Origin of the sequence: Dyella sp. EPa41, assembly GCF_016586165.1 — a bacterium.
In the GTDB taxonomy this organism is placed as follows: Bacteria; Pseudomonadota; Gammaproteobacteria; order Xanthomonadales; family Rhodanobacteraceae; genus Dyella.
This window is the reverse complement of the sequence record NZ_BCPR01000001.1, coordinates 24,370-39,483: the sequence shown is the minus strand read 5'-3', so window position 1 is coordinate 39,483 and position 15,114 is coordinate 24,370. Positions and strand designations below refer to the sequence as shown.

The window sequence follows — 15,114 nt, the reverse complement described above, 5'->3', positions numbered from 1 at the left end:
GCATGAACGACGCGCTGATCGCCAACCTGCGCGCGCAATGCGGTGGTCCGCGCGACGGCGCGTTGCTGCGCTTCTCGCTGGGCAACGCCCTGCTTGCCGCTGGCGACGCGGCCAGTGCGGCTGCCGAGTTGAAGCAGGCGGTGGTGTTCGACCCCGCTTACTCGGCGGCCTGGAAGCTGCTTGGCAAGGCCTGCCTCGCGCTGGAGGACAAACCCGGCGCCGCCGAGGCCTGGCGGCAAGGCATCGCCGTGGCGCAGGCGCGTGGCGACAAGCAGGCCGAGAAAGAGATGACGGTGTTCCTGAGGCGCCTGGGCTGACGCCACGGCGCCTGGGCGCCGCCCTAGATCACTTCCGGGTGATCGTAGGGACTGGTGCGGTCATCCGCCGAATAGCGCTTGTAGTGCCACTGGTACTGCGCGAAGGCGAGCTCCACGCAATGCTCCACGCCCTGGTTCAAGGCCCGGCACGCCACGGCGAGATCGGCATCGGCCACGCCCTCGGGCGCGGGCAGCAGGTGGATGCGATAGCCCGCGCCCTCCGGCAGACGTTCGGCGAACGCGAACAGCACGGTGGCCCCGGTGCGCGCCGCCAGTCGCGGCAACAGCACCATGGTAAGCGCGTCGCGGCCGAAGAACGGCGCGAACTCGCCTTCCCCCGCGCGCGGCTTCTGGTCGGGCAGGATGCCGACGGTGCCGCCCGCGGCCAGGCGCTTGTACAGCGTGCGCACGCCGGCGCCTTCCGCGCGCACCTGCTCCGGCGCCAGCGCACCGCGTACCTTGCGCAGCAGGCCTTCCACCGCGGCGATGCGCGGTGGTCGATAGAGGATCGCCATCGGCGTCTTGCGGCACAGCCAGTAATTGAGCAGCTCCCAGCAGCCCAGGTGCGGCGCGGCGATGATCACGCCCTTGCCCGCGGCCAGGGCCGCGTCGAACAACGCCTCGCCGCGCACCTCGCGCACCAGGTCGAGCGCACGCTCGGCATCGCGACCCCAGATGCCGGCGATCTCGACGGCCGACTTGCCGCTTTCCTCCATCACCTTGCGCAGCAACGCCGCATGGGCGGCCTCGTCGAGGCCGCGGCGGACGATGCGCAGGTTGACCGAGGTGTTGTGCGCGGTGCGGCTATCGCGCCACAGCGAGAACCGGCCAATGGCGGCGCCCAGGCCGTGCAGCGTGCGCAGGGGCAGCTTTCCGAACAGGCGCAGGACGAGATAAAGGAGGGTGATGTCGAATCGCATGAGCGCCGCAGTGTAACCGGCCCGCGTGCCGGTTCACGGGTCGCGGCGCGGTCGTGTTGCCATGCCTGCGCCCGAGGCTATCGCCGCTGCTGGCCAGGCCCTAAGCTTCCGGCCACTTCAGCCCTTATGCCTTCCATGATCGCCCTGATTCAGCGCGTCCTGTCCGCCCGCGTGGATGTCGACAACGAAACCGTGGGAGCCATCGGCCCCGGGCTGCTGGCCCTGGTGGCCGTGCAGCCCGGAGACGACGAGGCGCGCACGAAACGCATGCTGGAACGCCTACTGGGCTATCGGGTTTTCGCCGATGGGCAGGGGCGCATGAACCGTTCGCTGGCCGACACCGGCGGCGAGCTGCTGCTGGTCAGCCAGTTCACCCTAGCCGCCGACACCCGCTCGGGCATGCGCCCGAGCTTCACCCGTGCGGCAACGCCCGAGGAAGGCCGGCGCTGGTTCGATCGACTGGTGGAACTGGCACGCGCCGCGCACCCCAGGGTGGAAATCGGACGCTTCGGCGCCCATATGAAGGTGCATCTGGTCAACGATGGTCCGGTCACTTTCTGGCTGGAGACGCCATGACCACCGGCCGGTACGGCACGCCTCCTCCTTTGTCGAGAAAATCCCCGGAAGATGCCTATTTGGCGCGATTTTTGCGTGTCGGTCGTTCCGTTTATTTCACTTGAAAACTGGTCAAAAAAGCATCACATGGGTATACTGATCGGTTCCTGCATACGCGGCGGTAGGTATGAATAACAAAGCTCCTGAGCAACAGTCTGAAATCAAGGCGCTCATCTCCAAGGGTCTGGAGCAGGGCTACCTGACTTACGCCGAGATCAACGACCACCTGCCCGACGACATCGTCGATCCGGAGCAGATCGAAGACATCATGGCGGTGCTCAAGGGCGTCGGCATCGAAGTACACGACGCCGCGCCGGATGCCGACCCGCTGTCGGACAACGCCCCGGGCGCGTCCACCGACGATGAAGCCGCCGCCGAAGAAGCCGTGGCCCTGCTGTCGGCCGTCGACTCCGAAGTGGGCCGCACCACCGACCCGGTGCGCATGTACATGCGCGAGATGGGCACGGTCGAGCTGCTGACCCGCGAGGGCGAAATCGCCATCGCCAAGCGCATCGAGGAAGGCCTGGGCCAGGTGCAGACCGCGCTCGCCACCTTCCCGCTGACCATCGAGCTGCTGCTCGAGGAATACGACCAGCACCTGGACGGCAAGCGCCGCCTGAGCGAGATCCTGGCCGGCTTCGCCGACCTGGAAGAAGCCGCCGACGCTGCACAGGCCGCCCTGGCCGACGCCGAGGTGGACGATTCCGACGCCGAAGTCGAGGAAGAAGACGACGACGCCTCCGGCGAAGACGAAGACACCGGCCCGACCGGTCCGGACCCGGAAGAGGTCAAGCGCCGCATGGAGCTGCTGCGCGACTTCTACGGCAAGTTCCAGAAGGCGGCCGCCAAGGCCACCGACATCAACGACAAGAAGGTCACCAAGCTGCGCGACCAGATGGCCGAGGAGTTCCTCAAGCTCAAGCTGCCGTCCGCGCTGATCGACGGTTTCGTGCGCAAGCTGCGCGAAGTGGTCAACGACATCCGTCACCACGAGCGCGTGCTGATGGACATCTTCGTCAAGCACGTGAAGATGCCCAAGGCCGAGTTCCTCAAGGCGTTCCCCAGCAACGAGGGCAACCTCGAGTGGGCGAACGAGCTGGGCCGCAAGCGCCAGAAGTGGTCGCCGAACATCAAGCCGCACAAGGAAGCGATCGACGCCGAGCAGGAAAAGCTCGCCGCGATCGAGCGCAAGCTGTTCCTGCCGCTCACCGACATCAAGGAAATCAACCGCACGATGTCGATCGGCGAGGCCAAGGCCCGTCGCGCCAAGAAGGAAATGGTGGAGGCGAACCTGCGCCTGGTGATCTCGATCGCCAAGAAGTACACCAACCGCGGCCTGCAGTTCCTCGACCTCATCCAGGAAGGCAACATCGGCCTGATGAAGGCCGTGGACAAGTTCGAGTACCGCCGCGGCTACAAGTTCTCCACCTACGCCACGTGGTGGATCCGCCAGGCCATCACCCGCTCGATCGCCGACCAGGCGCGCACCATCCGCATCCCGGTGCACATGATCGAGACGATCAACAAGCTCAACCGCATTTCCCGCCAGATGCTGCAGCAGTTCGGCCGCGAGCCGACGCCGGAGGAGCTGGCCAAGGAAATGGACATGCCCGAGGACAAGATCCGCAAGGTGCTGAAGATCGCGAAGGAACCGATCTCGATGGAAACCCCGATCGGCGACGACGAGGATTCCCATCTTGGCGACTTCATCGAGGACACCAACGCGTCCTCGCCGATCGAGTCGGCCACCGAGACGGGCCTGATGGAAACGGTGCGCGACGTGCTCGCCGGCCTCACCCCGAGGGAAGCGAAGGTGCTGCGCATGCGCTTCGGCATCGACATGAATACCGACCACACGCTGGAAGAGGTCGGCAAGCAGTTCGACGTCACGCGCGAGCGCATCCGCCAGATCGAAGCCAAGGCGCTGCGCAAGCTGCGCCACCCGAGCCGCTCGGAACAGCTGCGTTCGTTCCTCGACATCGACTGAGCACTACGCTGGTGCAAGTTGCAGGAAGCCCCGCGAAAGCGGGGCTTTTTGTTTGGGGGCGGCGCTGTAGGAGCGCACCCAGTGCGCGATAGGCCTGCGGGACGACAGTGCGGCGTTCGGGACGTGGCGACCTGACGGTTCGCGGTCGCGCACTGGGTGCGCTCCTACAAAGGGCGATCCCGCATCACCCCATGTCGTAGAAAAACTGCTCCGAGTCGATCTTGTCGTCCTTGACGTGATAGACGCAGATCTCGGTCATGGTGTTGCGCCCGTATTCCTTCATGGTCACATCGAGCGTCATCGAGATGCTGAACCAGTTGCCAGCAACCAACGGGTCGCTCACTTCGATGCCGTGGATCTGCTGCACGCCCGCCTGGAAACGCTTGCCTTTCTCCAGGATCGCATCGAGGCCCTTCACGTTGCCCAACGGGCCATTCGCCGCCGACTCGGGTTCGATGCTGACGGCGTCCTTGGCATACAACTCGTGCTGCGCTTCCTCGAACTGGCCATGGCGACACATGGCGACCAGGCGCTTGGCGACGGCTTCGGTACTCATGGCGACGACTCCGGCAAAGGGGTCTGGTGAGCCTAGCGCCGCGCCTGGAATCCGGGCGTGAAGGCGCGGCGGCGGATGGCCGCCGCGCCGGTGAGGTCAGTGCTTGCCGACGTTGTCGGTTTCGCCGATGAACCGCGCCACGTTGTCGTGCAGCTGCTTCAGCGAGTCTTCGTGCGCGTAGACCATGTGGCCCGACGGATACCAGGCGTACGAGATGTTTTTCTGCAGGTTGACCGGAATCGGCATGTGGTGCATTTCGTAGTCGGCCGCGAAGTAGGGCGTGGCGAGATCGTAGTAGCCGCCATGCAGCGACACGCGCAGGTTCGGGTTGGTCTTCATCGCCGTGGCGAGATCACCCATCACGTTGGTGGACTGCTGCAACGCCTCGGTCGCGCCCGGCGCCTTGTGCGAGAACTCCCAGTGGTCGATGTCCGCGAACAGGCGGTAGCTCTGGCCGTCGCCGAACTTCAGGTCGCGGCGCACGTAGTCGTTGAATGCCGCCACATAGGCCGAGCTGATCGAGGAGGACTGCGGATCGTACTCGGACGCCTTGCTCAGCGGATCGAGCGACGGACCCGAGAAACGGGTGTCCAGGCGGCCCGTGGTGATGTCGCCGTCGGCCTGCAGCTCATGCTCGAACATGCCGCCGTCGACGCGCAGGTTGGCCTTCATCAGGTAGGCCACCGGCAGGCCGGTGTACTGGTGCAACCGCTGCGCCACGGCCTGCTTGCGTGCGTCGTCGAGCCGCGAGCCGGCCATCAAGGCGGAGGCGTAGTCGGTCAGCGCGAACTGCTCCACTTCGCGCAGGAAAGGCTCCAGCGCCGCCGGCTGCTGCGGCAGCTTGTGGTGGTAGTAGGCCGTGGCCGCGTAGGTCGGCAGGCCGACGACATACGGCAGGTCCACGCCCGGATTGTTGGCCGCGCCGTCGATGCTGGTATCGAAGGCGAGGATCTGCGAGAGCAGGATCACGCCGTTGAGGTCGACGCTGTCCTCGTTCTCCAGGATGTTCGCCACCACCGCCGAGCGGGTAGTGCCGTAGCTTTCGCCGAACAGGTACTTGGGAGAATTCCAGCGGTTGTACTTGGAGAGGAACTGGGTGATGAACTGCGCGAACGCATGACCGTCGCCGTCCACCCCGTAGACCTGCTTCTTGCGATCTTTCATCTGCTCATCGCGCTTGCCCTTGTCCTGCTCATCGGCGATCAGGCGGCTGAAGCCCGCGCCGGGCGCGTCGATGAAGACGAGATCGGAGGCGTCGAGCAAGCTGTAGTCGTTGTTGACCAGGCCATAGGGCGCGGCAGGCGTATGCGAGTCGTCGCTGGTCACCACGCGCTTGGGGCCGAACGCACCCATGTGCAGCCACACCGTGGCCGAACCCGGGCCGCCGTTGTAGATGAAGGTAATGGGACGCTTGCCCGGTTCCACGCCCTTCTTGAAGTAGGCCGCGTAGAACATGCTGACCTGCGGCTCGTTCTCCTTGTCGCCGCTGCCATGCAGCACCAGCGTCCCGGCCACCGCCTTGTAGTCGATGCTCTTGCCCTCGACCTTCACCGTGCCCGAGGTTTCCGACGACTGCGGTTTGAGCAGCGCGGCGTCGGGCTTGTCGTCGGGCTTCTGATCCTTGTCGTGCTTGTCGGCCGCGTAGGCACCGGTGCCGAGGGTCAGTGCCGCCAGGGCGATGGCGAGAGGGAGCTTGCGCATGGAGGGTGGAACCTTTGGAGGGCGCGGGGCGCGAGACCGCCAGATTAGGGAGCGCGGGGGAGGGTTTTCATACGCCAGAAGTCATTGGCGGGGTGCCCGGGGCGCGCCTTTCCGCCATTTCTGCCGTGTGTAGGAGCGCACCTTGTGCGCGATGGCCTTTCGCGGTGGGCGGCATGGTTGTGGCTCTCGTGAGAGAGGGGTGTTGCTTTCGGTTGCCATGCTGTCGCCAGGGCGCCGCTTACGACCGTAGGAAGTCCCCGTGGGACGCAGCGGGCGTTTCGACGTCCTGCCGGCCTTTGTAGGAGCGCACCCTGTGCGCGACAGCCTTTCGCGGTGGTCTGCACGTTTATTGCTCTTATGAGAGCGGGCCATTGCCTTCGGTAGCCCCGCTACCGCCAGGGTGCCGCTTACGCAGCGGGCGTTTCGACGTCCTGCCGGCGACGCGAAGCTAGTCCCGTGGGACCGCCGAGTCACTTTTCTTTTGCTGGCCCAAAAGAAAAGTAACCCAAAGAAAATGGCCTTCAGAGCCAAGGCTCATGGCGATATGCAGGATAGGAGCGTCGGCCGACCGAGGTTAGCCGTGGCGTGCTCGTTACTACCTCGAACGGAGCCGCCACACCGCAACGCGCCGATGCGAAGAGGACTTAAAGCCACTTCGCTGAGCCGCGATGGACTTTATGGGCGCCTCATTCTTTCCCGCTCTCCCCTCCGGGGCACGCAGGGAGCGGCCATGGATGGCCGCGGCTTTGAGGAGCGAGGAGAGGGCTGGGGTGAGGGGTGGGTGCTCGCCAAAACCTCTCCTATCTCTGTAGGAGCGCACCCAGTGCGCGACCGCAACGTGGCGATGCTCCTTTACCTTCCAGTCGCGACGATCGCGAATCGAGGCAACCACGTCAGTCCGCGGTCGCGCACAGGGTGCGCTCCCACAACGAACCGAAGTCTTCAGCTCCTCGATGCGATGTGCCGCCCAGCGGCACGAGCCTTCACCCCTCCCCTGTGGGGCGGTGAGGGGTGGACGAGCAGGCCCCGCAGGGGTGCCCGACAGGACGTCGGGCACTTTTCGTCCGGGCAGGAGCCCGGTCGAAAAGCCCGGCCGCCCCTCACGCACTGGCTGGGCAACGCCCAGACAGCGCCACGCGGGGTGCCGTTCTCTTTGGTTACTTTCTCTTGGGCAAGCAAGAGAAAGTGACCCGGGCCGCGGCAGCGACTCGGAAGCCCGCCGCAGGCGAGCCAGGTCGCAGAAACCCGGCAACGACAGCACCAGAAATCTCCATGCATCGACACGATGAACATGCAGACCGGCGCGAAAGGCGGTCGCGCACTGGGTGCGCTCCTACACACGAGGAGCATCGCACATCAGGGGTGACGGGGGTTGGCCGGTGCCCGTGCGAGAACAGAATGCCCAACGCTCACCCCCACGCGATCAACCCGATCGCCCCCAGCGCCAACCCCAACCCCAACACATTGACCCCACTCAACCGCTCGCGGAACGCCACCGTGCCGACCACGGCGCCCAGGACGACCACGCCTAAATTCATGCTCGCGAACACCAGCGACGGATGATCGGGCAAGGCCTGGTGGCCGCGCACGTAGAACACGATGTTGCCGAAGTTGGCGAGGCCGAGCAGCAGGCCGGCGATGGCGTCACGCAGGGTGAAGAAGGTGCGGTCATGCCAGCGTCGCCACAGCAGCAGGGCAAGGGAAACCACGAAGGCCAGCGCGAACATGGCCTGCAACGACGCGGCGAATGGCGTGCCGGCACGCGCCACGTGCTTGAACAGGATGTCGATGAGGCCGAAGCCGATGAACACCACCAGGGGCCATAGCCAGCCGCGCGCCTCGTCCGGTCCGCGCGCATCGACCTTCCACACCATGCACAGCAGCGCGAGCAGGCCAAGCGCGATGCCGGCGCCCTTGGCGAGGTTCAAGGTTTCGCCGAACAGCAGGAACGCGGCGAGCAGGGAGATCAGCAGCGACAGGCGTTGCGCGGCATCCGTGCGCACGATGCCCGCACTGCGCACGGAGGACGCCAGCGCGAGGAAGATCAGCGGCAACAGCAGGCCCAGGCCCACGAAGCCCATCCATGGCGCCTGCGCGCCGCGCAGCACGTCGAGCGTTGGATGGAATACCGTCCAGGTGAGCACGCTGGTCGCGACGTAGTTCCATGCGATGGCCTGGCCCACGTCCACTTCCAGCCGTCGCGCGAGCTTCAGCAGCACCGATACCAGCACGCTGCAGGCAACGCTCATCAACACGTAAATCATGGGTGTCCTTGTCGGGCGGTGGCCGGGCGAGCCCCGCCTATACACCGGATCGCCTTGCGGGCGTCACCCGGCCGGATAAGCAACGATCAGGGGAGCAGGCTGCCGTGTGCGAACCGCTCGCGGTAGCGTGCCGGGCTCAGCTTCACATGATGGCGGAAATGGTGGCGCAAGGTATCGGCGCTGCCGAAGCCGCACACATCCGCCACGCGCTCGACGGGGAGATCGCTGCCCTCCAGCAGCTCGCGCGCGCGATGGAGGCGCTCGCGCGTCAGCCATTGCTTGGGCGAGCAGCCGGTGGCTTCCTCGAAACGGCGCAGCAAGGTGCGCTCGCTCATGCGCGCGCGTTCGGCAAGTTCGGGCAGCGGCAACGGCTGGTCGAGATGGCGGCGCATCCAATCCAGCAGCTTGCCCAGCGTCGCGCCCTGTTCGGGCAATGGCGCCTGGATGAACTGCGCCTGCCCGCCATCACGATGCGCCGGCACCACGGCGCGGCGTGCCACCGAGTTGGCGACTTCCGGTCCGTAGTCGCGGCGGATCAGGTGCAGCGACAGGTCCAGCGCGGCGGCGGAACCCGCGGAAGTCAGCAGGTCGCCTTCGTCGACGTAGAGCACATCGGGCTCGATGTGGATGCGCGGAAACCGCGCCGACAGCGCGTCGACGTAACGCCAATGCGTCGTGGCGCGGCGATCGTCGAGCAGGCCCGTGGCGGCCAGGACGAAAACGCCGGAACAGAACGACACCAGGCGCGCGCCCATGGCATGCGCCTTGCGCAGGGCATCGAGCAAGGCGCGGGGCGGCTCGGCATCCACGCCGCGCCAGCCAGGCACGATCACCGTGCCTGCGCCGGCCAGCGCTTCCAGCCCCGCGTCGGCCAGCACGCGCATGCCGCCCGCGGCTCGCATCGGGCCCTTGTCGACCGCGCACAGGCCGAAGCGATACCAATCCTTCAGTTCGGGGCGCGACAGGCCGAACATTTCCACGGCGATGCCGAACTCGAACGTGCACAGGCCGTCGTACACCAGCACCGCCACGTCGCGGTTGGCCGGCACGGATGGACGTCTGGAACGCTTTGGCGGATTTTTCATGGTGAATGGCATTCTTGCCAATGTCGGGCGCGGGCGCCAGTGCCGATACTGGCACCGTCCTTTCACACGGAGCCCGTCATGAGCAGTGTCGTCCTGCGTTTTCCCGCCGCCGCCAGCACCGACGCATTGGCGCATTTCCAGGCACGGCTCGGTTTCGAAGCCGACTGCGCCGACGTCTACTACGCGACGAACCACGAAACGAAGGACTTCGTGCTGCTGGACGTCCGCACCCCCACGCTCTACGCGGCCGGCCACGTGCCCGGCGCCATCAACATGCCCACCCGCACCATCAGCGAGCAGCGCCTGGCCGAGTATCCGGCGGACACCTTGTTCGTCGTGTACTGCGCGGGCCCCCACTGCAACGGCGCCAACAAGGCCGCGGTAAAGCTCGCGCAGTACGGTCGGCCGGTGAAGGAGATGATCGGCGGACTGACCGGCTGGATCGACGAAGGCTTCGGACTGGAGCGCTGAATGCCCGGCGCCATCGCGATACGGCGTGCCGGCGGAGCCGACCTCAACGCCCTGCTGCAGCTCGGTGCCGAACATGCCGCGTTCGAGCAGCTGCGCCATCAGGCGGCCCAGCGCCCCGCGGCACTCGCGAGCGCGCTGGAGCACGAACCGCCGCGACTGCACGCCTGGCTCGCCGAGAGCGATGGCGGCGCAGTGGGCTACGCAAGCGCCACGCGGGATTTTTCCACGCTCGATGCCGCGTTCTACCTGCACACGGACTGCCTGTACGTGCGGGAAGGCTGGCGGGGACAAGGCATCGGGCGCCGCCTGTGGGACGCTGTCCGCGATTTTGCGCGAGCCAGCCAGTGCCTCGCCATCCAATGGCAGACACCGTGGTGGAACGTGGACGCCGCGCGCTTCTACCGGCGGCTGGGCGCAACCGAGCACGCCAAGCTGCGCTACTGCCTGTCGCTCGCCGATACCTGACGCGCTACGATCGCCCTTCCCCCGGCGGCAGGAGGTTTCATGCTGGAGCTTCGTCCCACCTGCGAGCACTGCAACAAGCGGCTGCCGCCGCATTCGACCGAGGCGATGATCTGCTCGTTCGAATGCACGTTCTGCCGCGATTGCGTGAGGTTGCTGCAAAACGTCTGCCCGAATTGCGGCGGCGGCTTCACACCGCGGCCCATCCGGCCTTTGCACGACTGGAAGAACGGCAACGCATTGCCGCGGCATCCCGCGACAACGCGCATCACGCACCAGCCGGTGGATCTCCAGGCGCACGCCGCCTTCGCGGCCTTGGCAGGCGAGCTCTCCCCCGAGCAACGCTGACTGCAGGCCAGGCGCAACGACAAAGCGTTGACGCGGGCATCCTAAAGATGGCGTGGCGGGCCCGCCGCCACAGCTGCCGACCATGGTCATGCATCAGCCATCCCAGCGACATCGCGAGCGATGGATCCTGCTCGCCAAGGGAGCCGCGGTATTCCTGGCGATCTTCGTCACCGCCGGCGGCTCCATGCTGCTGGCGCGGCACACCGGCACCGTCATGTCGATCTGGATTCCGAACGGCATCCTGGTGGCCGTACTGCTGTACGCGCCCGAACGCCGATGGCTGGCCTATCTGTTGATCTACATCGCAGCCTTCATGCTCGCGCATGACGTGGCATCCGGAGGCCTGCTGGGCTCGCATCCGTGGATGGCCATCGCGCTGGCGCTGATCAACTGCGTGGAAATCCTCATCGTGGCCACGGCGATACACCATGGCTTTCCCCAGATCGCCGAAGACACGCGCTTCCTGCGCCTGGGCCGCATCGCGTTCGCGTCCACGCTGGTGGCGTCGGCGGTTTCCGCGCTGATGGCGGCCCTCATCCTGCGGGTGGTCATCGGCGCGCCGTACTGGAACACGGCGGACTGGTGGTTTCGTTCCCGCGTGCTCGGCATGGTGATCGTGGGCACACTGAGCCTGGTGACGCTGATCCAGCAGCGCCGCATGTTCGGCCACCCCGGCAGCCGCCTGCGCATGCTGCGCGATGTCGCGTTGCACGCCGCCATCACCATCGCGGTCTTCGCGCAGTCACGCTATCCGTTGTTGTTCATCGTGTTCGCACCGCTGCTCTACCTGGTGTTCCACTACCGGTTTCCCGGCCTGGTGATCGGCATCGCCATCGTGGCGGCCGTGACCACGGTGGCGACGGCGCTGGGCCGCGGACCGTTCGACCTCATCCTTGCCGCCACCTCGGGCGAACGTGCACTGCTGGCGCAGGTCTATCTTGGCGTGCTGTGCGTGGTTGCCGTGCCGGTGGCGCTCGCCCTGGCCGATCGGCGACGCCTCGAGCGGCAGGTCGGCGAAAGCGAAAGCCGTTACCGGCTGCTCGCCGACTACGCGAGCGACCTCATCATGCGCATCTCGCGCGATGGAACGCGAAGGTACGTATCCCCGTCGGTCAAGGAGCTGCTCGGCTGGGACGTCGACGAGTTCATGGACAGCGGCGTCGAGCTGATCCATCCCGACGATCGCGCACCCGTCGCCGCCGCGGTCGCCCGGCTGTGGGAAACCGGCAAGCCTTCGCTCACGGAATACCGCGTGCGCCGTCGCTCCGGGGACTACCTGTGGCTGGAGGCGCTCGCGCGCGTGGCGCCTAGCCCCGACCGACCCGGCGACATGGAGCTGGTCTACACCGGCCGCGACATCACCGAGGCGAAGGAAGCCCAGCAGGCGCTCGCGGAGAGCGAACAGCGGCTGCGCACGATTACCGACAACGTACCGGCGGTCATTGCCCATATCGATGCCGAACAGCGCTATACGTTCGTCAATGGCTATGTGAGCACCATGGTGGGCATCGAGCCCTCGGCGATGCTCGGCCGGACCGTCGAGGACGTGCGCGGCCCGGAGGTCTATGCCGTGCTCAGGCCGCATATCGAACTGGCGCTGACGGGTGCCGCCACCACCTTCGAGTACGAGGCGCGCTACGGGAACCGGCATGACTACTACCAGGCCACCTACCTGCCGGCGCGCAGCGCCAACGGCGACCCGAACGGCATCATTGCGCTCACCACCGAGATCACGCGGATCAAGCAGGCGGAGCGGCAGCTCGCCTTCCTCGCGCACCACGACACGCTGACCGGCATCGCCAATCGCCTCTCGTTCAACGAAGGCATCGACAGCGCGATACGGCATGCATCGCTCATCGATGCGCCGCTGATGCTGATGATGATCGACGTGGACCACTTCAAGCAGATCAACGACACCAACGGCCACGCCGCGGGCGATGCCGTGCTGCATGAGGTGGCGCACCGGCTGCAGGCGGCCATACGCGCATCCGACCTGCTGGCGCGGCTGGGCGGCGACGAGTTCGTGATACTGTGCGAGGACATCACCACGCGCGATGCCGCCGAAGCACTCGCCCGCAAGGTCACCGCCACCATGACGCGCCCGGTGGTCTTCGAGGATCGGCGCCTGCAGGTCACGCTCAGTGTCGGCGTGGCGCTGTGCCGGGGCGTCGACAACGCCGATGCCCTGATGCACACCGCCGACCAGGCACTTTATCGCGCCAAGGAACGCGGTCGCGCCCGCTACGACCTCACCTCCGACACGCCTTGATCACCGGCACCATCCGCCGATCCCGCCGCCTGCCTGCAGGTGGAAATGCGTCTGGTGCGCGGCGTTGTAGTCGGGGCCGAGCACGATGCCGAAGTATCGGCAGCCCTGGTCTTCCAGCCGGTGCAGGAATACCCCGGGCTGCCCACGGCTCCAGTCGCTGCGGATCCGTATCTGTTGACCGTTGGCGAGCTGGAACGCGGTGACATCGATCGCGTCGGCGGTCGCGTGCGCACTCAACGCCGCATCCCGTTCACCGTAGACATGGCGGCAGGCATAGCTGCCGACATGATCGATCTTGCGCACGGGCTGGTCGAACGAGGTGTGCGCCAGCGGCTGCACGACATGGCGATCGAGCAGCACCAGCGACGCGGCAAGCGGGCAGCTCACGGTCGTGGCATGCGTCAGCTGCGCGAATCCGGTACCACTCAACTGCACCGCATCGTGCCAGCCGCAACCATCGTTCCCAACGTGATCGGGAAGTGGAACGAAGCGTGCGCCTGCCTGCGCCAACGCAGCACGGCAGCGCGGCGGATCCTCGCCCAGACGGTGCAGCTTGTAGCCCAAGAACAGGTCGGGCACGGCGCGCAGATCCAGCGGCGCCCAGGGATTGTAGCGATCGGGCGGACGCCAGCCGCTGGTCCACAGGCCCAGGCATACGGCCGCGACGAGCAACAACAGGAGCAGCGTGACGCGCATGCATCGACGCTAGCCACCGTGCCGTCATCGCGCGGTATGCGCCGCGTCGCGGGTTACGGTTGCGCCCGCTTCTTCGGCAACTCGTTCGCCCGCGGCGTCGGCGCCGGCTCCCAGCCGAACACGCTGCGCCCTCCGTAGCGGTGGGAAAGGCGGCGCTCCTCGGCGATCAGTTCGGGAACGGACGGCCCGCCCGCATCGCGTTCCAGCCGGCGCGACTGCTCATCCAGGCGACGCAAGGCGGCCATGCGTTCGTCGTTGCCCAGCCTGGACTGCGTGATCGCCGTTTTCAGCACGCCAATGGTGTGGTCATACACGCGCGTGGGTACGGGAAACGGATGGCGATCCTTGCCGCCGTGCGCCATCGAGAAACGCGCGGGATCATTGAAGCGGCACGGCGCGCCATGCAGCACCTCGGCGACCATCGCCAGGGCGCGTACCGTGCGCGCGCCGACGCCAGGTACCTGCAGCAGCTCGGTGAAATCCTTCGGCCCGTTTTCCGCGGCGGCGGCGAGGTTGCCGCGCAGGCGACGGGTGACCACGTCGCTGGCGCGCACGTCATGATGGTCAGGCAGCATCAGGTGCGGCAGCAGTCCGAGCTGCAGCGGCGCTTCGGCATGGCCACGATCGCCTTCGAGCAGGCGCCACTCGCGAAGGATGCGATCGGGCCCGAGCGTGTGCAGCAATGCCAGCTGGGCATCGCGCGAGTCGCTCGCGCGACGGTCGGCGAGATTGATGATGCGGCCCTGGCCGGGGCCATCCACGGCCGCATGCGGATCGTCGAGAAAACCCTGCAGCCCCTCCGACAGCCAGTGGTAACGCCGTGCCTGGCGCCGCTCGCCATTCATGCCCTGCTGGATCACCACCCAGCGGCCGTCATTGCTGACCACGAAACCATGCAGGTAGAGATCGAAACCGTCCTGCACCGCGGCGCTGTCCACCTTCGCCACCAGCCGGCTCGCCTGCGCCAGGGCGGCGCCATCGAAACCCACGCGCTCGCCGATGCCCACCAGTTCCGCCGGCGTCGCGCGCGAATGCCTGCCGCGGCCACCGCACACATGGATGCCCAACTCGCCGGACATCGGCGCCAGGCCACGCTTGAGCGCGCCGATCACGCTGGTGGTGATGCCGGACGAGTGCCAGTCCATGCCCATCACGGAGCCGAAGCACTGGAACCAGAACGGATGCGACAGGCGGCGCAGCAGTTCGTCGCGACCGTACTCGCGCACGATCGCCTCGGCCATCAGTGCGCCCAGCGTCGTCATGCGATCGGCCAGCCAGCGCGGCACGCGACCGCCATGCAGCGGCAGGTCGGCGCTTCCGGATCGTCGGCTCATGCGTTGGGGCTCCACGAAAGACAGTCGCGCATTATCGCAAGGCCGCGTCTCGTACCCTGCGAAATCAGGCGGCGCCCGGGTGCCCGGCA

General features: G+C 66.6%; 14 protein-coding genes. 7 read left to right on the top strand and 7 right to left on the bottom strand.

The genetic code is table 11. The features are described 5' to 3' along the window. Positions 1 to 2: 2 nt before the first annotated feature. Positions 3 to 317 carry a hypothetical protein gene (locus tag JMF82_RS00185; RefSeq protein WP_201312517.1) on the top strand — a complete coding sequence of 105 codons (315 nt, stop codon included), beginning with the start codon at positions 3 to 5 and terminating at the stop codon, positions 315 to 317. A 23-nt stretch (positions 318 to 340) separates the two neighbouring features. On the opposite strand, the gene JMF82_RS00180 is transcribed toward JMF82_RS00185, so the two are convergent. Beyond that, complete coding sequence (locus JMF82_RS00180; RefSeq protein WP_201312516.1) at positions 341 to 1,237, bottom strand: lipid A biosynthesis acyltransferase; 897 nt, start codon at positions 1,235 to 1,237, stop codon at positions 341 to 343. Positions 1,238 to 1,372: 135 nt separating this feature from the next. Between JMF82_RS00180 and dtd the strand changes: the two genes are divergently transcribed. Together dtd and rpoD are read left to right on the top strand one after the other, a co-directional pair. Then, entirely contained in the window at positions 1,373 to 1,813 is a 441-nt protein-coding gene (gene dtd, locus JMF82_RS00175) for a D-aminoacyl-tRNA deacylase (RefSeq protein WP_201312515.1), read from the top strand. Positions 1,814 to 1,979: 166 nt separating this feature from the next. Further along, positions 1,980 to 3,839, top strand: a complete 1,860-nt coding sequence (gene rpoD / locus JMF82_RS00170; protein WP_201312514.1) for an RNA polymerase sigma factor RpoD — start codon at positions 1,980 to 1,982, stop codon at positions 3,837 to 3,839. Between the two features lie 184 nt (positions 3,840 to 4,023). On the opposite strand, the gene JMF82_RS00165 is transcribed toward rpoD, so the two are convergent. The 4 genes from JMF82_RS00165 to ftrA all read right to left on the bottom strand — a co-directional run bounded on the left by JMF82_RS00165 (position 4,024) and on the right by ftrA (position 9,445). After that, on the bottom strand, positions 4,024 to 4,395 hold the full coding sequence (locus JMF82_RS00165; RefSeq protein WP_201312513.1) for a nuclear transport factor 2 family protein: 372 nt from the start codon (positions 4,393 to 4,395) through the stop codon (positions 4,024 to 4,026). A 96-nt stretch (positions 4,396 to 4,491) separates the two neighbouring features. Then, positions 4,492 to 6,096, bottom strand: coding sequence for a peptidase S10 (locus JMF82_RS00160; RefSeq protein ID WP_201312512.1), 1,605 nt, complete (start codon positions 6,094 to 6,096; stop codon positions 4,492 to 4,494). Positions 6,097 to 7,505: 1,409 nt separating this feature from the next. Then, a complete protein-coding gene (locus tag JMF82_RS00155; RefSeq protein ID WP_201312511.1) occupies positions 7,506 to 8,360 on the bottom strand; it encodes an EamA family transporter in 855 nt (284 codons plus the stop codon). An 86-nt stretch (positions 8,361 to 8,446) separates the two neighbouring features. After that, positions 8,447 to 9,445, bottom strand: a complete 999-nt coding sequence (ftrA, locus tag JMF82_RS00150; protein WP_236585212.1) for a transcriptional regulator FtrA — start codon at positions 9,443 to 9,445, stop codon at positions 8,447 to 8,449. A gap of 78 nt (positions 9,446 to 9,523) precedes the next feature. Here ftrA and JMF82_RS00145 point away from each other — a divergent pair, with 78 nt between their 5' ends. The 4 genes from JMF82_RS00145 to JMF82_RS00130 all read left to right on the top strand — a co-directional run bounded on the left by JMF82_RS00145 (position 9,524) and on the right by JMF82_RS00130 (position 12,995). After that, positions 9,524 to 9,916 carry a rhodanese-like domain-containing protein gene (locus JMF82_RS00145; RefSeq protein WP_201312510.1) on the top strand — a complete coding sequence of 131 codons (393 nt, stop codon included), beginning with the start codon at positions 9,524 to 9,526 and terminating at the stop codon, positions 9,914 to 9,916. Next, positions 9,917 to 10,381 carry a GNAT family N-acetyltransferase gene (locus JMF82_RS00140; RefSeq protein ID WP_201312509.1) on the top strand — a complete coding sequence of 155 codons (465 nt, stop codon included), beginning with the start codon at positions 9,917 to 9,919 and terminating at the stop codon, positions 10,379 to 10,381. It abuts the gene before it with no gap. A gap of 39 nt (positions 10,382 to 10,420) precedes the next feature. Then, entirely contained in the window at positions 10,421 to 10,726 is a 306-nt protein-coding gene (locus JMF82_RS00135; protein ID WP_201312508.1) for a DUF1272 domain-containing protein, read from the top strand. 88 nt (positions 10,727 to 10,814) lie between these two features. Continuing rightward, positions 10,815 to 12,995: a diguanylate cyclase gene (locus tag JMF82_RS00130; protein ID WP_201312507.1), complete on the top strand. Its 2,181-nt coding sequence runs from the start codon at positions 10,815 to 10,817 to the stop codon at positions 12,993 to 12,995. Here JMF82_RS00130 and JMF82_RS00125 read toward each other — a convergent pair whose 3' ends face one another. Both JMF82_RS00125 and JMF82_RS00120 read right to left on the bottom strand, forming a co-directional pair. After that, positions 12,996 to 13,691, bottom strand: coding sequence for an extensin family protein (locus JMF82_RS00125; protein WP_201312506.1), 696 nt, complete (start codon positions 13,689 to 13,691; stop codon positions 12,996 to 12,998). 53 nt (positions 13,692 to 13,744) lie between these two features. Beyond that, positions 13,745 to 15,025, bottom strand: coding sequence for a DUF763 domain-containing protein (locus JMF82_RS00120; protein ID WP_201312505.1), 1,281 nt, complete (start codon positions 15,023 to 15,025; stop codon positions 13,745 to 13,747). Positions 15,026 to 15,114 lie beyond the last annotated feature (89 nt).